General features: G+C 66.9%; 22 protein-coding genes. 14 read left to right on the top strand and 8 right to left on the bottom strand.

Going from position 1 to position 20,115, the window contains the following annotated elements; genetic code table 11:
* Window positions 1-90: 90 nt before the first annotated feature.
* The gene (gene mgtE, locus ACFQ4E_RS08170) at window positions 91-1,488 is read left to right on the top strand and encodes a magnesium transporter (RefSeq protein ID WP_386802457.1); all 1,398 of its coding nucleotides are present in this window, start codon (window positions 91-93) and stop codon (window positions 1,486-1,488) included.
* Complete coding sequence (locus ACFQ4E_RS08165) at window positions 1,485-2,045, top strand: 5-formyltetrahydrofolate cyclo-ligase (protein ID WP_386802456.1); 561 nt, start codon at window positions 1,485-1,487, stop codon at window positions 2,043-2,045. Before mgtE ends, ACFQ4E_RS08165 begins: the two co-directional genes overlap by 4 nt.
* Window positions 2,046-2,162: 117 nt before the next feature.
* Here the strand turns inward: ACFQ4E_RS08165 and ACFQ4E_RS08160 are convergent, their stop codons facing one another.
* Both ACFQ4E_RS08160 and cobS read right to left on the bottom strand, forming a co-directional pair.
* Window positions 2,163-2,738 carry a hypothetical protein gene (locus ACFQ4E_RS08160; RefSeq protein WP_386802455.1) on the bottom strand — a complete coding sequence of 192 codons (576 nt, stop codon included), beginning with the start codon at window positions 2,736-2,738 and terminating at the stop codon, window positions 2,163-2,165.
* 11 nt (window positions 2,739-2,749) lie between these two features.
* Window positions 2,750-3,736: a cobaltochelatase subunit CobS gene (gene cobS / locus ACFQ4E_RS08155; protein WP_386802454.1), complete on the bottom strand. Its 987-nt coding sequence runs from the start codon at window positions 3,734-3,736 to the stop codon at window positions 2,750-2,752.
* Window positions 3,737-3,903: 167 nt separating this feature from the next.
* On the opposite strand from cobS, the gene ACFQ4E_RS08150 reads away from it, so the two are divergent.
* The 4 genes from ACFQ4E_RS08150 (at window position 3,904) to msrB (ending at window position 6,476) form a co-directional block, all read left to right on the top strand.
* Window positions 3,904-4,449, top strand: coding sequence for a sigma-70 family RNA polymerase sigma factor (locus tag ACFQ4E_RS08150; protein ID WP_386802544.1), 546 nt, complete (start codon window positions 3,904-3,906; stop codon window positions 4,447-4,449).
* Complete coding sequence (locus ACFQ4E_RS08145; protein WP_386802453.1) at window positions 4,446-5,165, top strand: anti-sigma factor; 720 nt, start codon at window positions 4,446-4,448, stop codon at window positions 5,163-5,165. Before ACFQ4E_RS08150 ends, ACFQ4E_RS08145 begins: the two co-directional genes overlap by 4 nt.
* 94 nt (window positions 5,166-5,259) lie before the next feature.
* Window positions 5,260-5,826, top strand: a complete 567-nt coding sequence (locus ACFQ4E_RS08140) for a fasciclin domain-containing protein (RefSeq protein ID WP_386802452.1) — start codon at window positions 5,260-5,262, stop codon at window positions 5,824-5,826.
* A 173-nt stretch (window positions 5,827-5,999) separates the two neighbouring features.
* Window positions 6,000-6,476 (top strand): peptide-methionine (R)-S-oxide reductase MsrB, encoded by a 477-nt coding sequence (gene msrB, locus ACFQ4E_RS08135; protein WP_386802451.1) that lies wholly within the window; start codon window positions 6,000-6,002, stop codon window positions 6,474-6,476.
* A gap of 265 nt (window positions 6,477-6,741) precedes the next feature.
* Here msrB and ACFQ4E_RS08130 read toward each other — a convergent pair whose 3' ends face one another.
* Window positions 6,742-7,368, bottom strand: coding sequence for a J domain-containing protein (locus tag ACFQ4E_RS08130; RefSeq protein WP_386802450.1), 627 nt, complete (start codon window positions 7,366-7,368; stop codon window positions 6,742-6,744).
* Window positions 7,369-7,442: 74 nt separating this feature from the next.
* On the opposite strand from ACFQ4E_RS08130, the gene ACFQ4E_RS08125 reads away from it, so the two are divergent.
* The 3 genes from ACFQ4E_RS08125 (at window position 7,443) to ACFQ4E_RS08115 (ending at window position 8,508) form a co-directional block, all read left to right on the top strand.
* Entirely contained in the window at window positions 7,443-7,700 is a 258-nt protein-coding gene (locus ACFQ4E_RS08125) for a BolA family protein (RefSeq protein ID WP_386802449.1), read from the top strand.
* Between the two features lie 149 nt (window positions 7,701-7,849).
* On the top strand, window positions 7,850-8,134 hold the full coding sequence (locus ACFQ4E_RS08120; protein WP_386802448.1) for a hypothetical protein: 285 nt from the start codon (window positions 7,850-7,852) through the stop codon (window positions 8,132-8,134).
* An 86-nt stretch (window positions 8,135-8,220) separates the two neighbouring features.
* Entirely contained in the window at window positions 8,221-8,508 is a 288-nt protein-coding gene (locus tag ACFQ4E_RS08115) for a hypothetical protein (protein WP_386802447.1), read from the top strand.
* Window positions 8,509-8,513: 5 nt separating this feature from the next.
* On the opposite strand, the gene ACFQ4E_RS08110 is transcribed toward ACFQ4E_RS08115, so the two are convergent.
* The 3 genes from ACFQ4E_RS08110 to ACFQ4E_RS08100 all read right to left on the bottom strand — a co-directional run bounded on the left by ACFQ4E_RS08110 (window position 8,514) and on the right by ACFQ4E_RS08100 (window position 12,136).
* Complete coding sequence (locus tag ACFQ4E_RS08110) at window positions 8,514-9,197, bottom strand: hypothetical protein (protein WP_386802446.1); 684 nt, start codon at window positions 9,195-9,197, stop codon at window positions 8,514-8,516.
* 117 nt (window positions 9,198-9,314) lie between these two features.
* Window positions 9,315-10,829, bottom strand: coding sequence for an Asp-tRNA(Asn)/Glu-tRNA(Gln) amidotransferase subunit GatB (gene gatB / locus ACFQ4E_RS08105; protein WP_386802445.1), 1,515 nt, complete (start codon window positions 10,827-10,829; stop codon window positions 9,315-9,317).
* A gap of 71 nt (window positions 10,830-10,900) precedes the next feature.
* Window positions 10,901-12,136 (bottom strand): hypothetical protein, encoded by a 1,236-nt coding sequence (locus ACFQ4E_RS08100; RefSeq protein ID WP_386802444.1) that lies wholly within the window; start codon window positions 12,134-12,136, stop codon window positions 10,901-10,903.
* Between the two features lie 197 nt (window positions 12,137-12,333).
* On the opposite strand from ACFQ4E_RS08100, the gene ACFQ4E_RS08095 reads away from it, so the two are divergent.
* Window positions 12,334-13,122 carry a lytic transglycosylase domain-containing protein gene (locus ACFQ4E_RS08095; RefSeq protein ID WP_386802443.1) on the top strand — a complete coding sequence of 263 codons (789 nt, stop codon included), beginning with the start codon at window positions 12,334-12,336 and terminating at the stop codon, window positions 13,120-13,122.
* 12 nt (window positions 13,123-13,134) lie between these two features.
* Here the strand turns inward: ACFQ4E_RS08095 and ACFQ4E_RS08090 are convergent, their stop codons facing one another.
* Window positions 13,135-14,010: a lysophospholipid acyltransferase family protein gene (locus tag ACFQ4E_RS08090; protein WP_386802442.1), complete on the bottom strand. Its 876-nt coding sequence runs from the start codon at window positions 14,008-14,010 to the stop codon at window positions 13,135-13,137.
* A gap of 177 nt (window positions 14,011-14,187) precedes the next feature.
* Complete coding sequence (gene pepN, locus ACFQ4E_RS08085) at window positions 14,188-16,740, bottom strand: aminopeptidase N (RefSeq protein WP_386802441.1); 2,553 nt, start codon at window positions 16,738-16,740, stop codon at window positions 14,188-14,190.
* 158 nt (window positions 16,741-16,898) lie between these two features.
* Between pepN and ACFQ4E_RS08080 the strand changes: the two genes are divergently transcribed.
* From ACFQ4E_RS08080 to ACFQ4E_RS08065, 4 genes are all read left to right on the top strand, one after another.
* Window positions 16,899-17,147 (top strand): hypothetical protein, encoded by a 249-nt coding sequence (locus ACFQ4E_RS08080; RefSeq protein WP_386802440.1) that lies wholly within the window; start codon window positions 16,899-16,901, stop codon window positions 17,145-17,147.
* A gap of 5 nt (window positions 17,148-17,152) precedes the next feature.
* Window positions 17,153-17,341, top strand: coding sequence for a DUF2256 domain-containing protein (locus ACFQ4E_RS08075; protein WP_386802439.1), 189 nt, complete (start codon window positions 17,153-17,155; stop codon window positions 17,339-17,341).
* A gap of 86 nt (window positions 17,342-17,427) precedes the next feature.
* On the top strand, window positions 17,428-19,578 hold the full coding sequence (locus ACFQ4E_RS08070; RefSeq protein WP_386802438.1) for a malate synthase G: 2,151 nt from the start codon (window positions 17,428-17,430) through the stop codon (window positions 19,576-19,578).
* Window positions 19,579-19,642: 64 nt separating this feature from the next.
* Complete coding sequence (locus ACFQ4E_RS08065) at window positions 19,643-20,071, top strand: GlcG/HbpS family heme-binding protein (RefSeq protein ID WP_386802437.1); 429 nt, start codon at window positions 19,643-19,645, stop codon at window positions 20,069-20,071.
* The last annotated feature ends 44 nt before the right edge of the window (window positions 20,072-20,115 follow it).

Genomic DNA, 20,115 nt, shown 5'->3' with positions numbered 1-20,115 from the left:
GAGAAATCGGCGCCGCCCCTGTTGCTTTCCCAGCCGACGTCCTAATCTCCGCGGCTGAAGGCACAAGGTAAAAAGCTGGGGGCAGGGCAGATGACCGAAGAGCAGACCGACATGGCGCCCGAGCCCGAGACCGACGAGGACGACGCCTACGCGCTCGACCCCCGGACCATCGCCGCGATCCTCTACGCGGTCGATGTGCAGGACCGCGAAAAGCTCGTCGAGCTGATGGAGCCGCTCCATGCGGCCGACATCGCCGACATGCTGGAGCAGATGAACGCCTTCGACCGGATGCGGCTCATCAAGCTCTACGACAAGGAGTTCGACGGCGAGATCCTGACCGAGCTCGAAGACGGCATCCGCGAAGAGGTCATCGGCATCCTGAACCCCGAGGTCCTGGCCGAGGCGGTCCGCGAGCTCGATTCCGACGACGTGGTCGACCTTCTGGAGGATCTCGAGGATCCGCAGAAGGAAGCGATCCTCGAAGTGCTCGAGGACAGCGACCGCGTCGCCGTCCAGCAGTCGCTGACCTACCCGGAATACTCCGCCGGACGCCTCATGCAGCGCGAAGTGGTGATGGCGCCCGAGCACTGGAATGTCGGCGAAGCCATCGACTACATGCGTGCGACCGAGGATCTGCCCGACCAGTTCTACCACATCATCCTCGTCGACCCGCGCCTGCGCCCGGTCGGCAAGGTGGCGCTGGGCAAGCTCATGTCGTCGCGCCGCGAGGTGCTTCTGTCCTCGATCACCGACGAGAGCTTCCACATCATCCCGGTGACCCGCTACGAGGGCGACGTCGCCTACGCGTTCAACCAGTATCACCTGATCTCCGCCCCCGTGGTCGACGAGACCGAGCGGCTGGTCGGCGTCATCACCATCGACGACGCCATGGCGGTGCTCGACGAGGAGGCCGAGGAGGACATCCTCCGCCTCGCCGGTGTCGGCGAGGAAAGCTCGCTCTCGGACACGGTCCTGCAGACCACCCGCCAGCGCTTCCCCTGGCTCGCGGTGAACCTGGCCACGGCGATCCTGGCCTCTCTGGTGATCGCCCAGTTCGAGGGCGCCATCGCGCAGGTTACGGCGCTCGCGGTGCTGATGCCCATCGTCGCCTCGATGGGCGGCAATGCCGGGACACAGTCGCTGACCGTCGCGGTGCGGGCGCTCGCGACGCGCGACCTGACAGGATCGAACGCCTTCCGGGTGATCCGGCGCGAGGCGATGGTGGGCCTCGTCAATGGCGGCGCCTTCGCGGTGATCATGGGGATCGTCGGCATCCTCTGGTTCGGCTCGCCGGATCTCGGCTACGTGATCGCCATCGCCATGGTCATCAACCTCGTCTCCGCGGCGCTGGCGGGGATCGGCATTCCGATCCTGCTCGAACGTTTCGGCATCGACCCGGCGCTGGCCTCGGGCACCTTCGTGACCACCGTCACCGATGTCGTGGGCTTCTTCGCCTTCCTGGGCCTCGCCTCGGTGGTGCTTCTGTGAGCCTCGAGGCGCAAAAGGCGGCAGCACGCAAGGCGGGGTTCGCGCGGCGCAAGGCCGCCTTCGACGGACAGGCGCCCGGCGCGGCAGGCAAGCTCTCCGAGCTTCTCGCCGGACATCGCGGCGTGCCGCTGGCGGGCTACATGCCGATCCGGACCGAGATCGACCCCGTGCCCGCGATGGAAGAAGCCGCGGCGCACGGTCCCGTCGCGGTCCCGGTGATCGAGGCCGCAGGTCAGCCCTTGAGCTTCGCGCGCTGGGAGCCCGGCGCGCCGATGATCGATGGGCCCTTCGGCGCGCGCATCCCTGCCAAGCTCGACTGGATCACGCCCGAGATCCTGATCGTGCCGCTCGTGGCCTTCAGCCGCGCGGGCGGGCGGCTCGGCTATGGCGGGGGCTTCTACGACCGGACGCTCGAAGGTCTGCGGGCGAGGGGGCCGGTCCTGGCGCTGGGCTTCGCCTTCTCCGCACAGGAAGACGCGGGCCTGCCGCTCGAGCCGACCGACCAACCGCTCGACGCCATCGTGACCGAGGCCGAGATCCTGACGCCTCCGCGCTGATCGCGCGCGCCCAGACCTTCAGCTTCTCTTTTTCGAAAATACCGCTCGGGGGTGAGGCGCGCATGCGCCGAGGGGGCAGACAGCCCCCTTAGCGACGCTTCAAGCCCACGCCGAAAATCAGTTCAGAAGCGACGCGCAGCCTGCCATCGCGCCCTCGAAAGACGCGGGCGCGACCTCGTCGCCCAGAACGTAGTTCTTGACGAGATCGGCATAGGCCGGGGCCTCGAAGGCGATGTAGCGCTCGAGAGCGTCGGGCTGGACGTCCCGCTCGCGCGCGATCCCCCGGAAGACATCCGCGGCCCGAAGTGCAACCTCGGCGCCCGAGAGGTAGGGGGTCGCATTGGCGAAATCTGCCAGACCTTGCAGGAGCGCCGCGCAGCGGGCTGCTGGCACGGCCGCGGGCGAGGTGCCTTCGGTCACCGGCGGCGGCGCGGTCGGGGTCGGCGACGGGATCGGATTTGCGGCGGTTTCCGCAGCGGCCGGCGGTGCGGTATCGGGCACGACCTGAACGGTTTCGGGCTCTGTCGCCGGGGCCGGCTCGGTTGTCACCGCCGGAGCTTGGGCCGCGTCGGGGGCAGGAGCTGCCTCGGGCGCAGGCGCGGCCTCAGGCGCGACGGCGGTCGGCGTCTCGGGCGCGGTCGAGCCGTCCTGAGAGATGCCTTGTGTCGCTGCCAGGATGAGAGCCAGCGCCACAGGCGCCGCGGTCAGCCGAGGCTGACGCTCGCCGCGCTTTCGGGAAGTTCCTCGTCGAAACATCTCTGATAGAACTCCGCAACCGTTTGACGCTCCAATTCGTCACACTTGTTAAGGAACGACACGCGGAAGGCATAGCCCACATTGTTGAAGATCTCGGCGTTCTGTGCCCAGGCAATCACGGTTCTGGGCGACATCACGGTCGAGAGATCGCCATTCATGAAGGCGGTGCGGCTGAGATCGGCGACGGTCACCATCTGCCGGACAAGCTTGCGGCCCTTGTCGGTCGCGTAGCCCGGGCATTTCGACAGGACGATCTCCACCTCCGCTTCGATCGAGAGGTAGTTCAGCGTCGCGACCAGCGACCAGCGGTCCATCTGGCCCTGGTTGATCTGCTGGGTGCCGTGATAGAGACCCGTCGTATCGCCGAGACCCACGGTGTTCGAGGTCGCGAAGATGCGGAAATAGGGGTGCGGGTGGATCACCTCGTTCTGGTCCAGAAGCGTCAGCTTGCCGTCCACTTCGAGCACGCGCTGGATCACGAACATCACGTCCGCGCGACCGGCGTCGTATTCGTCGAAGACGATGGCGGTCGGGTTGCGCAAGGCCCAGGGCAGGATGCCCTCCTGGAACTGCGTGGTCTGCTTGCCGTCGACAAGACGGATCGCGTCCTTGCCGATGAGGTCGATCCGGCTGATATGGCTGTCGAGGTTGACCCGGACGCAGGGCCAGTTGAGGCGCGCGGCGACCTGTTCGATATGGGTCGACTTGCCGGTGCCGTGATAGCCCTGGATCATCACGCGGCGGTTATGGGCAAAGCCCGCGAGGATCGCCAGGGTAGTATCGGGGTCGAACCGGTAGGTCTTGTCGATATCCGGCACGCGGTCGGTCGGCTCGGCAAAGGCCGGAACCTCCATGTCGACGTCGATCCCGAAGGTCTCGCGCACCGAAATGGTTTCGGTCGGTTTTGCGTTGATGTCCATCGAACCGTCCGCCATGCTGTCCTCGGTCTTCCCTGCTGTCGCGTCTCCGTGCAACATATCGCGGCGTGCCGCAAGGGGAAGGGCGGGGAATGGTCGCAGCCGCGGCGTCCGTTCCGACTGGATGCGGCAGAATTGAGGAAAGCGCGCAATTCGCGCGCAAAGTTCGGGGCAAGCGGGCAGGTATGACCCCACAGGACGAAATTGAGGCCCTGCTGGCCAGGATCGCCATGGGCGACCGCAAGGCCTTCTCAAACCTGTATGACCGAACCTCCGCGAAACTCTTCGGGATCTGCCTGCGTGTCTTGAAGGACCGCGCGGAAGCAGAAGAGGCGTTGCAAGAAGCCTTTCTGCGAATCTGGAACCGCGCCGACCTTTATCGATCGAACGGGTATTCGCCGATGACCTGGCTCATCACGCTGACGCGCAACATCGCCATAGACCGCCGGAGGCGGCGCAAGCCTGCCACTGGCGAGGCGCTGGACGCGGCCGACCTGGTGGCCGATCCCGCGCCCGGCCCCGAGGCGCAGGCCGCCGCGCGCTCCACGAGCGCGCAGATCGTGGCCTGCCTCGACGAGCTGCCCTCGGATCGCGCGAGGATGGTCCGCCGCGCCTATCTCGACGGGATCAGCTATGCCGAGCTCGCCGAAAGCACCGGCACCAAGCTCAATACCGTGCGGACCTGGCTCCGCCGGTCCCTGATGCAGCTGAGGGAGTGCATGGCGCGATGAGCGACGACACCCCTCTTGATCCCCAGACACCCGAAGGCCCTCCGCCCGGCGGCGACAGCGCGCTGGCGGCCGAGTATGTGCTGGGCCTTCTGACCGAGCCGGAGCTTTCGGTGTTCGAGCGTCGCCTGGTCGACGAGCCGGCTCTTGAAGCCGAGGTCATCGCCTGGACGCGCGATCTGGCGACCCTGGCCGAGGCTCTGCCCGAGGTCGCGCCCGCGCCCGCGGTCAAGCGGCGTCTCGAGGCCGCGGCCTTCGGACCGACGCGTCGCGGCGGGTTCTTCGCATCGCTCTGGCCCTATCTCGGCGGCGCGGTGGCCGCCTCGCTCCTGGCCTGGGGCGTCTTCAGCACCGGTCTCCTGACGCCCGAAGCCGAGCGTCCGCTCTATATCGCCGATCTCGCGACCGAGGATGGCGGGCTCCTGATCCATGCCGGCTACCTGGCCTCGACCAACGAGTTCCTGATCCGCCGCGACGACGGCGCGCCGCCCGAGGGGGGCGACCACGAGATGTGGCTCCTGGCGGGCGAGGGCGCGCCGATCTCCATGGGCGTCGTTCCGCGCGAGCCCGGCGTGATCGCCCGCCGCGTGCTGACGCCCGAACTGAGCGCCCTGCTCGAAGGGGGCGTGCTGGCCGTTTCATCCGAACCTGCCGGAGGTTCGCCCACCGGCGCGCCGACCGGCCCGGTCCTCATGACCGGTCCGATCACCGAGCTGTGATGGCCCGGGGCGGAAACTTTCTCCCGTAACCCTCCGTGGATGTTGGCAATCCCGGCGAGACGCGCCGGGGTCCAACCCTTGGAGGAGACTTCACATGACTGCCAGAACCCTTGTCGCCAGCGTCGCATTCGCCGCTCTGACCGCAACCGCCGTGTCCGCCCAGATGGACGATGGCGGCAACCCGATGGTCGGCGGCGCCGCCATGTTCCCGAGCAAGACCATCGTCGAGAACGCCATGAACTCGGCCGATCACGAAACCCTCGTCGCCGCCGTCGTGCAGGCCGATCTCGTGGACACACTGTCGGGCCCGGGCCCCTTCACTGTCTTCGCTCCGACCGACGCGGCCTTCGACCGGATTTCGGACGAGAGCCTGTCGCAGCTGATGATGGACACGCACAAGGACCAGCTTGCGAAGATCCTCGCCTGCCACGTGGTCGCGACCAACGCGATGTCCGATGCCATCGCGGGCATGATCGCCGATGACGGCGGCGCCCATCCGGTTCCGACCGTCGGCGGCTGCACGCTGACCGCGCGGATGTCGGGCGACAGCATCACGCTCACCGACGAGCAGGGTCGCGTCGCCAATGTCACCATCGCCGATGTGCGCCAGTCGAACGGCGTGATCCACGTCATCGACCGCGTGATGCTGCCCGCGATGTAAGAGCTGGCCGTCGCGCCGGTCCGGCGCGTCGAGGGCGTCCCCGAAGCCCCCGAGAGGGCGCCCTCGCCGCGGCGATTGTTTCGGCGCGCTGCCGCGATTGTCAGCAGGCTTGCGTGGCCTGTGACCGCAGGCCCACCTATCTTCCGACCATAGACACGACCGAGGAGGACGCCATGAACAGACGCCATTTCATGACCACGACCGCAGCGGCGCTCGGTCTCGGCCCGACGCTGGCCCGCGCTGCCGAAGGAGAGTTCGAAGTGACCCGTACCGACGCCGAATGGAAAGCGATGCTCACCGATCTCGAATACAAGGTGATGCGGGAGGAGGGGACCGAGCGGGCCTTCACCTCGCCCCTGAACGACATCAAGGAGCCGGGAACGTTCCTCTGCAAGGGCTGCGACCTGCCGCTCTATGCCACGGCGCAGAAATTCGACAGCGGCACCGGCTGGCCGAGCTTCTGGGCACCGGTGGACGAGGCGAACGTTGAGACCAAGACCGACCGGTCCTTCTTCATGACCCGGACCGAGGTCCATTGCCGCCGTTGCGGCTCGCATCTCGGACATATCTTCGAGGACGGCCCGCCGCCGACCGGTCTGCGGCACTGCATCAACGGCGTGTCGCTGACCTTCACGCCGGCCTCCGCCTGACCTGACCGTCATCGCGACCGTAAAAGCAGAAAGGCCGTCCGGGTAATTCCGGACGGCCTTCCTCTGGAGCGCCATGCGTGTGGCCCCGCATGACTGGCGGTGAGACTGACTTCAAGGAACCGCCACCCCAGTTTTCCGTGAGTGTGACTCTGCCGGGCTGCTGACCCCCGACGTGAACGGAATATCTGCAGTCTCGCTCTGATCGCCGGGAAAATCTATTGTGGATTTCCCGTAGGGCGGGATTTTGCCGAGCGAAATCCTGCTGCTATTTGAAGTTCCGGCTGTCCTTGAGCTGGTCCCAGGCCCAGACGACCTCTTGCAGCTGTTCTTCCTGGCTGCGGTCGCCGCCGTTCATATCGGGGTGCAACACCTTGATAAGAGCCTTGTATGCCTTGCGCACATCCGCCTTCGACGCCGTGTCCGTGACCTCGAGGATCTCGGCGGCGCGCTTCTCCGTCGGAGGCAGGCGCCGTCCGGAGCTGCCGCCCCGCTTGCCGGGATTGCGTGTGGCGTTCTCGCCCAGAACCTGGTGCGGATCCTCGATGCCGAGCCGCGCCCAGGCGCGGGTTTCGGGATCGCGCCAGTCCTTGGTGCGCCGCTCCCAGACCTTGTCGGTCGTCGCCTGCGCGTTCATCTCGGCTTCGGTTTTGCCGTGGAAGAAGTTCCACTTGAGGTTGTACTCGCGCACATGGTCCTTGCAGAACCAGTAATAGTCATCCAGCACGTCCGGCGCTTTGGGCGCGCGGAACTTGCCCGGCTCGTTGCATCCTTCGTGCTCGCATAACCGCGTCGAGGTCTCCTGCTCGCCGGTCATGCCCCGCCGTCCACGCGGGTTTTTCTTCTTCGCGGACGATACCGACATATCGAATCCGAAGGGGTCTGGCTTGGTCATTGGGAACACCTTTTCGACTCGGACGTGAGAGTTTAGACAATCCCTCGGAAGAGGGTAGGGGGAGGCTCAGAAAAATGTCCCGGACAGATCGGATCGAGGCCGCTTTGCACGCAGTTTTCCAACCCAGCCGGCTCGAGGTTGCCGACGAAAGCGAACGTCACCGCGGCCATGCCGGCTATCAGGAGGGGGGCGAGAGCCATTTCCATGTGGTGATCCGGTCGCCGCGATTCGAGGGGTTGTCCCGGATCGCCCGCCACCGCGCCGTTCACGATGCGTTGGGCCGCGACCTCATGGGCGAGATCCACGCCCTGTCTCTCGATCTCGGCACCTGATCGCGCAGTCCAGCGGCAAACCCTGCGGAAATCGGCCAAGCCGCGGCGCGCGGATCGCTGCGGGCTTGATCTTGATTCCGCGCTCGTGCCTCATTGTGCGTGCAGGGGTTGAACGGCCCGCTGAGATATTTCGCGACAGGAGAGTTTTCATGAGACGGATTGCTGTTTTCGCCCTTTTCGGGCTCGCACTCACCACCACCCCGGCCCTCGCAGGCCCCAAGCTCGAAAAGCTGCCGATTCTGGCGCTTCAGGGCGGCAAGGGCTTCGGAGGCTTCGGCCCCGAGGGCGACAAGCCCGGCAAAGGCGTCACCAACGGCATCATCTCGGCCCGCTCTCCGGTGGCCCAAAGCGTCCTGGGGCGTCTCTTCACCAACGTGATCGCCACCGACGACACCATCGACACCGGCGGGCCGGTCACGACTGTCGCCCGCTAAGCCGGTCGCGTTCCTTGCCAGGCGTCGATGACGGCGCGTAAGACGAGACTACGCCATTTGGGCGTGGTCTTTTTGAGGTATTTGAAATGAAGATATTGTCTCGCGCCGTCAGCAGCGTGTTCGTGTTGGCGCTGCCCTTGGCTGCACATGCCCAAAGCGCCGAACCGCTGCCACAGGTACCGCTTCAGGCCGTTCCGGGTGGGCTGGGGATGCTCGTTTTCGGGGCAACATTCTCCGGTCTGGGCGAGAACAACACGCGCGGGCGCCTTTCTGCAGGCGGAGGTCCAGCGAAAGAGCTGATCGATATCGGGGCCGAGGTCATCGCGCCGGATGAGACCCTTGGCACCGCCATTTATACAGGGGTCTTCTGGTAATCCGCTTATTGCCCCGCCGCGCTGTCCTTCCGGGCCGCGGCGCGGGCCTTGAGGATGCTCGAGAGGTCTCGCACCAGCTCTGTCCCTTCGACGCCATTGTCGCCTGCGCTGCGCGGAGCGGGGCTCTCGTCGGGCGTCCTCTCTTCCGGGGGGCCGTCGTCCGAGGACTGGAGGGATGGTGCTTGGTCGTCCGGATCAGGCGTTTGATCGGCCTCGCCGTCGGAGCTTTCCTCGGTCGGTGTGGACGAAGGGGCATCGGATCCGGCAGCGGCGTCCTCGTCATCGACGTCTTTGGCGGAATCAGACGACGTTTTCAGAAACGATGGCGCAGGCTCGGCGGGTGCGTCATCCGGTGATGCGTCGCGCACAGGCGCAGCGGCCCCGACCGCAGCGGTGCGTCCCGACCCGCGCTCGGGGGCCGCGAGAAGCCGCGGCTCGAACTCCGACAAAGACCCCGCCTTGGCGCGGCGAAACACGAGGACCGTGCGCCAGACGGTGATCGAGGAGGTCAGGCCCGAGCGTTCCTCGGATGGCAGCGTCTCGGCGCGGAGATACTCCCAGCCCTCGGACGCCATGTCGTTCATGAGATGCTCGATGGCGAAGGCGAAGCGGCCCTCGGCGCCGCGCACGCCCTTGGCCTTCTCGCCCTTCGCGGGCGCTGGCAGAACCTTGTACTCGTAAGACGCCATCGCATCCGCGCCACGTTGCCCACAGTCTCAGGCAAATGGTTAACGGATCGGGGCGGAGGGCGCGAGGGTTTATGCCGTCCGACGCGCCCGGAGGTCATCCGGGCGCGTCGGAAAAGCTCACAATCCGAGCTTCTGGGCCACCAGGTCGTTCACGGCCTTGGGGTTGGCCTTGCCGCCAGTCGCCTTCATCACCTGGCCCACGAACCAGCCCGCGAGCTTCGGGTTGGCCTTGGCCTTCTCGACCTGCGCCGGGTTGGCGGCGATCACTTCGTCCACCGCGGCCTCGATGGCGCCGGTATCGGTGACCTGCTTCAGGCCCTTGTCCTCGACGATCTGCGCCGGGTCGCCGCCTTCGGAATAGACGATCTCGAAGACGTCCTTGGCGATCTTGCCCGAGATGTCGCCCGACTTGATCAGCTTGACGATGCCCGCCAGCTGCTCGGGGCTGACAGGGCTGTCGCCGATCTCGCGGTCGTCCTTTTTCAGGCGGCCGAAGAGCTCGTTGATGACCCAGTTCGCGGCCATCTTGCCGTCGCCCGCCTGGCCCGCGACTGCCTCGAAATAGGCGGCGTTCTGGGTGTCGGCGGTCAACACGCCCGCGTCGTATTCGCTGAGGCCGAACTCGGTCACGAACCGCGCCTTCTTGGCGTCCGGAAGCTCCGGAAGCGAGGCCGCGATCTCGTCGACCCAGGCCTGTTCGATCTCCAGGGGCAGGAGGTCGGGGCAGGGGAAGTAGCGGTAATCATGCGCCTCTTCCTTGGACCGCATCGACCGCGTCTCGCCCTTGTCGGGATCGTAGAGCCGGGTCTCCTGCACCACCTCGCCACCGGCCTCGAGGATGCCGATCTGGCGGCGCGCCTCGTGATCGATGGCCTGCTGGATGAACCGCATGGAGTTCATGTTCTTGATCTCGCAGCGGGTGCCGAGATGGCCGAAATCCTGCGTTTCCTGGTATTTCTCGTAGGCGCCGGGGCGGCAGACCGACACGTTCACATCCGCGCGCAGGTTGCCGTTCTGCATGTTGCCGTCGCAGGTGCCGAGATAGCGCAGGATCTGGCGCAGCTTGGCGACATAGGCCGCGGCCTCCTCGGGACCGCGGATATCGGGGCGCGACACGATCTCCATCAGCGCGACGCCGGTGCGGTTGAGGTCCACGAAGCTCATCGCCGGGTCCATGTCGTGGATCGACTTGCCCGCGTCCTGTTCGACATGGATGCGCTCGATCCGGACCTTGCGCGCGATCCCCGGCTCCATGTCCACGATCACCTCGCCCTCGCCGACGAGCGGATGGTAGAGCTGGCTGATCTGGTAGCCCTGCGGCAGGTCGGGGTAGAAGTAGTTTTTGCGGTCGAAGGCCGAGACCAGATTGATCTGCGCCTTGAGCCCGAGCCCGGTGCGCACTGCCTGTTCGATGCAATATTCGTTGATCACCGGCAGCATGCCCGGCATGGCCGCGTCGACGAAGGAGACGTTCGAGTTGGGCTCGGCGCCGAACTTCGTCGAGGCGCCGGAAAAGAGCTTGGCCTGGCTTGCGACCTGGGCATGGATCTCCATGCCGATGACCAGCTCCCATTCGTATTTCGCGCCCGAGATTACCTTGGGCTTGGGGGGCTCGAAGCTCAGATCCAGCATGCCATATGTCCTTGTCCCGGAGGGTCGGGCACGGTCATAGGCCAGCGCCCCGAGCGGGGCAAGGGGAGGGGTCAGCCCGCGGCGAGTAGCCTGCAGCCGGACGCGTCGAAACTGAGCTTGCGGCCCGCGGCGAGGTCGGCGGCGAAGTGACGGCGCAAGGCCCGGAAGGCCGAGCTTTCGCCGAAGCGCTCCGGCGCCGGCGAGGGACGGCGCCCTGTGGCGGTCGCGGCCTCGACCCAGGCCGAGGGCTGCAGCTCGCGCAGGTGGTCGCGCACGATCCAGTCGAAGGCATCGAGGATGCGCGCGCGCGCCGTGTCCTGACGGCCGAGCCGCCGGGCGGGCGGCGCCGTGCGCGCGGCCAGGAGATTGACCAGGTATTGCTCGGAGGAGCGGTCGAGAATGTCGTGCAAGCCTTCGATGAAGAACTCGGCATCGACGACGCGGAAGCATTCCTCGTCTTCGGCGAGCGCGTCGAGATAGGTCCAGGCATAGGCGCCAGCGCCCCAGATATCGGTGGTGCGGTGGGCGGTCCGCCGGGCCTGCGTCTCGAGCGCACCGTAGCTGCCGAAATGGCGGGGCAGGAGGGCGCGGCCCAGGGCACGGGGATGGCGCGGGTTGCGCGGATCGAGGTCGATCAGGTCCTCGTAATCGTCGGCCACGCGCGCGGCGGGCGAGCGCGAGGCGGACAGGAGATTGCAGCGCAGCTCCGCCAGCGCGGGCGAATCGGCCTCGATCGGATCGAAGCGTTCGGCAAAGCGGCGCGCGGCGCCCAGATGCGCGGCGGCCGCGGCCCGGCGCGCGGGCGAGAGGCGCCGATCGGGATCGCCGAGCCAGAGACGCGCGATTTCCAGATGCGCCTGCGCGGCGACGAGCACCACCGGGTATTCGCCGGGGAAGGTGTCGATCGTGTAGGTCAGATCCTCGAGCGCCGACCAGGCGCCCGCAGCATCGCCCGCGGCGGCGCGTTCACCGGCCTGTCCCACCGCGTCCGCGGCGGCCCCTTCGGCCAGGAACCCCGCGACGGACCGGCCCGAGGGCGTTGTTGCGCGGCTCGCGTCGCTCCGGCGGATCAGGGTGCAGAACTCTTCCCACGCCTCCTGGCGCGCAAGATGGCGGCCCTGGTTGGTCAGCGATCCCCCGAGCGAGGCGTCGCGGCTGAGCGTGCAGACCGGGATCGAGATGTTCTCGATCGCGGGGCCGACCAGGGACGCGGCGCGCACCGCGTGGCGGCTGGCGGCAAAGAGCCGGGCCGAGAATTTCTCGGTCTCGGCGCTGTCGGGAGCGGAGGAGGAGGAGGGCGTGAACATGGTTTAGAAGATCATGCGGTTTTCTGGCGCATTTGAGGCGCAATCGGTGCCGCCTCGGGACCTTTGTCAGGCGGGCCGCCCACGGCGTTAACGACCGGTAAATATCCGCCGATCACGGCCCCGTCCGGAGCAGCGTTTTGCCCGGCGACGCGCTGCGCGCTTGCCAAAAAGGCCCGCTCTGCGGCACTCTGTCCGTCATGCGCTCGCTCCTGCTGCCGATCACGCTTGCCCTTGGACTGGCCCTGCCGGTCCATGCCGCGACCCACGACCCTGCCCAGGACCCGGTCCGGTCGGTGTCGATCAATCCCGAGGCGCGGGTCTCGCGGCTTGCCGTCTCGGCGTCGCTCCGGCCCGAGGCGCGCGACCTGATCATCCCCGAGGGCCGCTGGGGCACCGGCGGGCGGGGCATGGCCTGGTCGCAGGCGGCGGTCGCGGCGCTCCGCGCCCATGCCAGTCCGCTGACCGATTTCGTGCCCGCGGATATCGATTCCTGGTGCCCCGGGTACCGCTCGGCCGACCGCAGCGGGCGCGAGGCGTTCTGGATCGCGCTGATCTCCTCGCTCGCCAAGCATGAGAGCACCTTCCGCCCCACCGTCGTGGGCGGCGGCGGGCGCTGGTACGGGCTCTTGCAGATCCTGCCCTCGACCGCGCGCAGCTACGGTTGCCGCGCCCGCACCGGCGACGCGCTGAAGAGCGGGGCGGCGAATATCGCCTGCGGTCTCAGGATCATGTCGAAGACGGTGCGCCGCGACGGCGTCATCAGCCGCGGCATGCGCGGTGTCGCCGCCGACTGGGGCCCGTTCCACAACCGGCGCAAGCGGGGAGACATGCTGGCCTATGTCCAGGACCAGCCGTTCTGCAAACGGCTGCCGTCGGGCCTGCGCCCGGTGGCGCGGGCGCATCCGTTCGTTCCGCCTGCCGATGCGCTCAAGGACCTCATCCCGGCGCAGCCGGAGGTCAGCGAGATCATCACCGAAGAGGGCTGAGCGCGCCCTTGGTCAGACGGTCTTGGTGGATTTGAGCCAGGATGGGCGGCGCGAGGCATCGAGCAGCGACACCGCCGGAGCCTTCCGACCGCCCAGGGCCAGCGTCGCGCGGCGCAGCATCTCGATCCCGTCATCGGATTTCTGCGGCAGCGCCTTGGCCGAGATCGGCTCGCCCACGGTGATGCGATAGGGCTGGCGCCCCTTGTTCAGCATCTCGTGGAAGAGCGTGATGTCCCGGAGCGTCGCGTGCAGGAAATCGAAGAGGTAGAAGAGCACCGAGTTCCGCGCCCGGATATTGAGCGGGATCACCGGCAGATCGTATTTCCGCGCGATCATCGCCGCCGAGGCCATCCACGGCCGCTCATGCAGGCTCAGGCCGCGGCGTTTCGCGAGCCGCCCCGACGGGAAGATGATCCCGAGACGTCCGTCCTCGACCGCCTGGCGGGTATAGGCCATCGTCTCGCGCGTCTTGCCGTGGCTGCGCTTTTCCTGCCGCCATTCGACCGGAGCGATCATGTCATGCATCTGCGGCAGCACGCGCAGGATGTCGTGATTGGCGAAGAAGTAGAGGTCGGGCCGGATCTCGTGCAGCAAGTGGAACAGCATGATCCCGTCGGCGATGCCGGTCGGATGGTTGCAGACCACCAGCGCCGGACCTTGGCGCGGGATGTTCTCGAGCCCCGTCGCGCGCACGTCGCGCGCCAGCATGTCCGCCATGGTCCGCATCAGCTCGGCCGAGGGAAGCGGCTCGACCTGGCGCCCGATCTCGAGCGTGCGCTCGTATCCGAGCATCGCGTTCAGCGCGGCGCGGGCGTAGCGGGTGCCGGGCCGACCGGCGAAGAGCCAGGGGGCGCGTTCCTCGATCAGCGGGTCGATGCGGTCCTTCATGCGCGGGCTCTCTGACAGTGGCTCCGTCCTAGTCATGCCAGATGACATGGCCGTGACGCAAAGGGAAGTGCCCCGAGGGGCCGCTTGTGGCGGTCGTGCGCCGAACCCGGCGCGCGACAGTAGCTTGAATTAACGCCTGAAACTGCGCCTTGGTTCCCGATTTTCCGCATCGGGCGTTCAGCCCAGAAGCCGCGTCACCATCTCGGTCACGTCGCGGCTGAGGCCGTCGGTCGCCGCGATCCGCTCCATCGCGGCGCGGATTTTCTCCTGCCTTTGGGAATCGTAGCGCCGCCAGGTCTGGAAGGCCGAGCACATGCGCGCCGCCGTCTGGGGGTTCTTCGCATCGAGCCGGATCAGCCAATCGGCCAGAAGATCGTAGCTCGCCCCGTCGCCGCGATGGAAAGCCGCGTGGTTGGCCACGAGCGCGCCGAAGACCGCGCGGAAGCGGTTGGGGTTCTTCCAGTCGAAGCCCGGGTGTTCGGTCAACTCGGCGGCGCGCTCCGGCGCGTGCTGGGGCGGGGCATAGGCGATCTGCACGCCGAACCATTTGTCCATCACCAACCGGTCGTGCCGCCACTGGTCCTCGAACGCGGCGAGCGCGTCCTCTGCGACGCCAGCCGTGATCAGGCAGGTCAGCGCCGAGAGCTGCAGCGTCATGTTGTCCGCCGAGGCATAGACCGCCCGCGCCGCCGTGCCGCCGTCAAAGCGGCTCTGCATGGCCAGAACCGCCGCGCCGAGCGCGCGTTTGCCGGCCTGCTCGGCATCCGGGCTGAAGGGCGCGTCGACCCGGGTCTCGGCGGCGAGCGCGGGAAGCTGCGCCTGCCAGAGCTCGGCGCGCGCGTTGCGATGCTCCTCGACCGCCGACCAGATCAGGTCGGGGTCCGGCGTGACGCCACGCTCGTGGAGCGCCTGCGCCAGTTCCGACTGCGAGGGCAGGTTCAGAAGCAGCGCGCGATAGGCGGGATCGAGCGCCGGGTCCCGGATGACCCCCAGAAGCGCCGTCAGCCAGCTCCGGTCGGGCCCTTCGTTCGGATCGGTGATCATCGTCAGAAGCGAGCTCTGCGCCAGCGCGCGATTGGCTTCCCAGCGGTTGAACGGGTCGCTGTCGTGATCGAGGAGGAAGATCCGCTCCTCGCGGCTCGTCTCGCGCTCGAGGACCACCGGGGCCGAGAACCCGCGCAGGATCGAGGGCACGGGCCGCGTCGCCATGTTGGGGAACTCGAAGCTCTGCGTCGCTTCGGTCATCTCCAGAAGCGTGGTCGGCAGCACCTCGTGCCCGTTCGGACCGATAAGCCCGACCGCGATCGGCAGCACCTGCGGGAGCTTCTCGTCCTGGTCGGGGGTGGGGGGCGTTTCCTGGGTGAAGGTCAGACGGTAGGTGCCGTTCTCGAAGGTCTCGTCCACCTTGAGGCGCGGCGTTCCGGATTGCGAATACCAGCGCTTGAATTGGGACAGGTCGCGCCCGGTGACATCCTCGAACACCTTGAGCCAGTCCTCGATCGTGCAGGCCTGACCGTCATGCCGGTCGAAATAGAGATCGAGCGCCTCGGCATAGGCGGCATCGCCGACGAGACGCTTCAGCATCCCGATCACCTCGGCGCCTTTCTCGTAGACGGTCGCGGTATAGAAATTGTTGATCTCCTGGAAGCTCTCGGGCCGCACGGGGTGGCTGAGCGGGCCCTGATCCTCAGGGAACTGGCGCGCGCGCAGGTCGATCACGTCGCCGATCCGCTTCACCGGGGCCGAGCGCATGTCCGAGGTGAACTGGCTGTCGCGGAACACCGTCAGCCCTTCCTTCAGACAGAGCTGGAACCAGTCGCGGCAGGTGATCCGGTTGCCGGTCCAGTTGTGGAAATACTCATGCGCGATGATCGCCTCGATGCGCTCGAAATTCGCGTCGGTCGAGGTCTCGGGCGAGGCGAGCACGGCGGCGGAGTTGAAAATGTTCAACCCCTTGTTCTCCATCGCGCCCATATTGAAGTCATCGACCGCGACGATGTTGAAGATGTCCAGATCGTACTCGCGCCCGTAGACATCCTCGTCCCAGCGCATCGAGCGTTTCAGCGCCTCCATCCCGAAGGCGCATTTGCCCTCGTCGCCGGGCCGAACCCAGAGGTTCAATTCCACCTCCCGGCCCGACCGCGTTGTGAAGCGATCCGCATGTGCCACCAGATCGCCCGAGACCAGCGCGAAGAGATAGGCCGGTTTCGGCCAGGGATCGTGCCAGCGCGCCTGGCCCTCGGGCGCCTCGAGCGGGTTGCCGTTCGACAGCTTCACCGGGAGAGGGCCACGGATGGTGACGTCGAAGACCGCCATCACGTCGGGGCGGTCGGGATAGTAGGTGATCTTGCGGAAGCCCTCGGCCTCGCATTGCGTGCAATACATGCCGTTCGACATGTAGAGCCCCTCGAGCGCGGTGTTGGTCTCGGGCGAGATCTCGACCTCGGCCTCGAAGGTGAAGGGCGCATCGGGCGCGTCCAGCCGCAACCCGGTCTCGCTCAATTCCGGAGTCACGGGCTGGCCGTCGATGGCGCAGGAGATCAGGGTCAGCTCTTCCCCGTCCAGGAAAAAGGTCCGGTCCGTCGCCTCGGGATTGGGCGCGAAGCGGATCGTCGAGGTCACCCGCGTCGCCGTCGGGTGAAGATCGAACACCAGCGCGACGCTTTCAACAACGTATCCGAACGGTTTGTAATCCTTGAGATAGATCGTCTGCGGGCTGGCATCCTTCACGGGCGGACCTCCTGTCGGAAACGTGATGCTGCGTTGCGGAAACTCCGGGAACTCTCCGCTTCCCTGGGGTGTTACGCCCCCAACGACGCGGCGGCAACCTCGCTCGCCCGAGCATGGAGCCCCACCCGCATTTCGAACAGAGATTGAAAGGAAGGACTATGTCCGCACCCGACACAAATACCGGCACCCAGGAAAAACGCCACGCCCCCTCGCTTTTCGGCATCAAGGCGTCCCTGACCTACGGCCTCGTGCTGCTTGCGGCGTTTGTCGCCTATGTCTTCTTCGCCTCCGGCGACAGCAGCGAGACGGCCCCCGAGGGCGGCAGCGCGCTTGAGGGATACGAGTCCCAGAACTACGAGCCCGGCGGCAACTCCACCGGATCGGTCTCGGGCCAGCCCGACCAGTAAGCGCCTTGCCCAAGGCCACGAAGAAATCGGACCTGCCGCACAAGACCTGCCCGGTTTGCGGCAGGCCTTTTGCGTGGCGCCGGAAATGGGCGCGCGATTGGGACAGCGTGATCTACTGCTCCGAGCGCTGCCGCCGTCAGAAGGGCAGCATTCCGCTCTCCGACAAGAAAGAGTTTCGCGCCGCCGGCCATTGACGAATGGCGGCGAATTTCGCTCCCTGACTTGACCTTTGCATGCAAGCGCACACCGTTGCAGCAAAGACGAACGAGGGGAGTCCGCCATGTCAGACCGCATCGACCGCAACGGCCTTCAGGTCGCGCCCGAGCTTCTGTCCTTTCTCGAGACCGAAGCGCTGCCGGGAACGGGCGTCGAGCCCGAGGCTTTCTGGTCCGCATTATCGGAACTCGCGCATGGCCGCGCCGCGCGTAATGCCGAGCTGCTCGGGATCCGCGAGAGCCTGCAGAAACAGATCGACGATTGGCACCTGAAGCGCCGCAACCAGCCGCATGACCACGCGGCCTATCGCGGCTTTCTCGAAGAGATCGGCTATCTTCTGCCCGAGGGCGAGGCCTTCGAGATCGAGACCGAGAACACCGATCCCGAGATCGCGCTGGTGCCCGGCCCGCAGCTTGTCGTGCCGATCACCAATGCGCGCTACGCGCTCAACGCCGCGAACGCGCGCTGGGGCTCGCTCTATGACGGGCTCTACGGCACCGATGCCATGGGCACACCGCCGCCGCCAGGCGGCTACGATCGCGGGCGCGGGGCGCGGGTGGTGGCCCGTGCGCGGGTCTTCCTTGACGAGGCCTTCCCGATCGAGGGCGGCAGCCACGCCGATGCGCGCCGCTACCACATCCACAAGGGCGCGCTCCTCGTCGACGACATGCCGCTCGCGAGCCCCGAGAAGTTCATCGGCTTCCGCGGCCATCCCAAGGCGCCCGAGGCGGTTCTCCTGCGCAACAATGGCCTGCATGTCGAACTGGTCTTCGACCGCACCCATCCGATCGGCAGCCGCGACCAGTGCGGGCTTGCGGATGTGCGGCTCGAAAGCGCGGTCTCGGCGATCATGGATTGCGAGGATTCCGTCGCCTGTGTCGATGCCGAGGACAAGGCGCAGGCCTATCGCAACTGGCTCGGGCTGATGAAGGGCGACCTGTCGGAGACCTTCGAGAAGGGCGGCGAGAGCGTGACCCGCGCCCTGAGCCCCGATCTCGTCTACACCGCGCCCGATGGCGAGGGCGAGGTCCGCGTCAAGGGCCGGGCGCTCATGCTGGTGCGCAATGTCGGCCACCTGATGACGAACCCCGCGATCCTGCTCAAGGACGGCTCCGAGATCTACGAGGGCCTGATGGACGCGATGATCACGACGATGATCGCGCTCCACGACCTCAAGAAGACCGAAGGGCCGCGCAACTCGGTCTGCGGCTCGGTCTATGTCGTGAAGCCCAAGATGCACGGCCCCGAGGAGGTCGCCTTTACCGACGCGATCTTCTCCGAGGTCGAGATGGCGCTGGGCCTGCCCGCGAACACCGTCAAGATCGGCATCATGGACGAGGAGCGCCGCACCTCGGTCAATCTCAAGGAATGCATCCGCGCCGCCAAATCGCGGGTGGCCTTCATCAATACCGGCTTCCTCGACCGCACCGGCGACGAGATCCACACCTCGATGGAGGCCGGGCCCTTCAGCCGCAAGGATTTCATCAAGCGCAAGGCCTGGATCGGCGGCTACGAGAACCGCAATGTCGATATCGGTCTGGAATGCGGGCTCTCGGGCAAGGCGCAGATCGGCAAGGGCATGTGGGCCATGCCCGACAAGATGGCGGCGATGCTCGAAGCCAAGATCGAGCACCCGAAGGCCGGCGCGAACTGCGCCTGGGTGCCCTCGCCAACCGCCGCGACGCTGCACGCGCTGCACTATCACCGCGTCGACGTGATGGCGGTGCAGGAGCGGCTGCGCAAGGGCGGCCGCCGGGCGCATGTCGACACCCTTCTCGACATCCCGCTCGCCACGTTCCAGGCCTGGACCGACGCCGAGATCACCCGCGAGGTCGAGAACAACGCCCAGGGCATCCTCGGCTATGTCGTGCGCTGGATCGACCAGGGCGTCGGCTGCTCGAAAGTGCCCGATATCAACGATGTGGGCCTTATGGAGGACCGTGCGACCTGCCGGATCTCGGCACAGCACATCGCCAACTGGCTGCATCACGGGGTCATCTCCGAGGACGAGACGCGCGCCATCCTCGAACGCATGGCCAAGGTCGTGGACGGTCAGAACGAAGGCGATCCGGCCTATCGCCCGATGGCGCCGGACTTCGACGGCATCGCCTTCCAGGCGGCCTCCGAGCTGGTCTTCGAGGGGCGCGCGCAGCCTTCGGGCTATACCGAGCCGGTGCTGCACCGCCGCCGGTTGGAGCTGAAAGCGGCCTCCTGAGGCCGCGCCCGCTCGCGGCGCCGGGGACGACCCGGCGCGCACAAAACTTCTGGAGGAGCCCGAGATGGCCGGATTGTCGCTCAGACGCGCCCGCATGATCATTCGCAAGACCCTGGATCACGGCAAGGAGACGGGAATGAAGCCGCTCTCCGTGATCGTGCTCGACACCGGCGGCCATGTGCAGGCCTTCGAGCGCAGCGACGGTGCCAGCCCGGGCCGGTTCCAGATCGCGTATGGCAAGGCCTATGGCGCGGTGATGCTCGGCATGGCCGGGACCGCGCAGATGCAACGCGCCGAGGCGCAGGCCTATTTCATCGCCTGTGCCAACGGCGCCTACCAGGGCGCGCTGATCCCGGTGCCGGGCGGCGTTCTGGTCCGCGACGCGAAGGGCGTGCTTCTGGGCGCGGTCGGCGTCACCGGCGATAGCTCGGACAACGACGCCGCCGCGGCCAAAGCCGGGATCGAAGCGGTGGGCCTGACCGCCGAGATCTGAGCGCTGCCGCCGAATTGGGCGGCACGGCCCGATCGTGGCAGGCC

Source organism: Litorisediminicola beolgyonensis (assembly GCF_042679605.1).
GTDB classification, from domain to species: Bacteria; Pseudomonadota; Alphaproteobacteria; order Rhodobacterales; family Rhodobacteraceae; genus Litorisediminicola; species Litorisediminicola beolgyonensis.
This window is presented reverse-complemented; position numbering and strand designations above follow the sequence as displayed.

Coding starts and splice junctions, on each gene's coding strand:
- mgtE (WP_386802457.1), top strand. CDS start 91: ATGACCGAAGAGCAGACCGACATGGCGCCCGAGCCCGAGACCGACGAG.
- cobS (WP_386802454.1), bottom strand. CDS start 3,736: ATGGCGGACGGTTCGATGGACATCAACGCAAAACCGACCGAAACCATT.
- ACFQ4E_RS08150 (WP_386802544.1), top strand. CDS start 3,904: ATGACCCCACAGGACGAAATTGAGGCCCTGCTGGCCAGGATCGCCATG.
- ACFQ4E_RS08145 (WP_386802453.1), top strand. CDS start 4,446: ATGAGCGACGACACCCCTCTTGATCCCCAGACACCCGAAGGCCCTCCG.
- ACFQ4E_RS08140 (WP_386802452.1), top strand. CDS start 5,260: ATGACTGCCAGAACCCTTGTCGCCAGCGTCGCATTCGCCGCTCTGACC.
- msrB (WP_386802451.1), top strand. CDS start 6,000: ATGAACAGACGCCATTTCATGACCACGACCGCAGCGGCGCTCGGTCTC.
- ACFQ4E_RS08130 (WP_386802450.1), bottom strand. CDS start 7,368: ATGACCAAGCCAGACCCCTTCGGATTCGATATGTCGGTATCGTCCGCG.
- ACFQ4E_RS08125 (WP_386802449.1), top strand. CDS start 7,443: ATGTCCCGGACAGATCGGATCGAGGCCGCTTTGCACGCAGTTTTCCAA.
- ACFQ4E_RS08120 (WP_386802448.1), top strand. CDS start 7,850: ATGAGACGGATTGCTGTTTTCGCCCTTTTCGGGCTCGCACTCACCACC.
- ACFQ4E_RS08115 (WP_386802447.1), top strand. CDS start 8,221: ATGAAGATATTGTCTCGCGCCGTCAGCAGCGTGTTCGTGTTGGCGCTG.
- ACFQ4E_RS08110 (WP_386802446.1), bottom strand. CDS start 9,197: ATGGCGTCTTACGAGTACAAGGTTCTGCCAGCGCCCGCGAAGGGCGAG.
- gatB (WP_386802445.1), bottom strand. CDS start 10,829: ATGCTGGATCTGAGCTTCGAGCCCCCCAAGCCCAAGGTAATCTCGGGC.
- ACFQ4E_RS08100 (WP_386802444.1), bottom strand. CDS start 12,136: ATGTTCACGCCCTCCTCCTCCTCCGCTCCCGACAGCGCCGAGACCGAG.
- ACFQ4E_RS08095 (WP_386802443.1), top strand. CDS start 12,334: ATGCGCTCGCTCCTGCTGCCGATCACGCTTGCCCTTGGACTGGCCCTG.
- ACFQ4E_RS08090 (WP_386802442.1), bottom strand. CDS start 14,010: ATGAAGGACCGCATCGACCCGCTGATCGAGGAACGCGCCCCCTGGCTC.
- ACFQ4E_RS08080 (WP_386802440.1), top strand. CDS start 16,899: ATGTCCGCACCCGACACAAATACCGGCACCCAGGAAAAACGCCACGCC.
- ACFQ4E_RS08070 (WP_386802438.1), top strand. CDS start 17,428: ATGTCAGACCGCATCGACCGCAACGGCCTTCAGGTCGCGCCCGAGCTT.
- ACFQ4E_RS08065 (WP_386802437.1), top strand. CDS start 19,643: ATGGCCGGATTGTCGCTCAGACGCGCCCGCATGATCATTCGCAAGACC.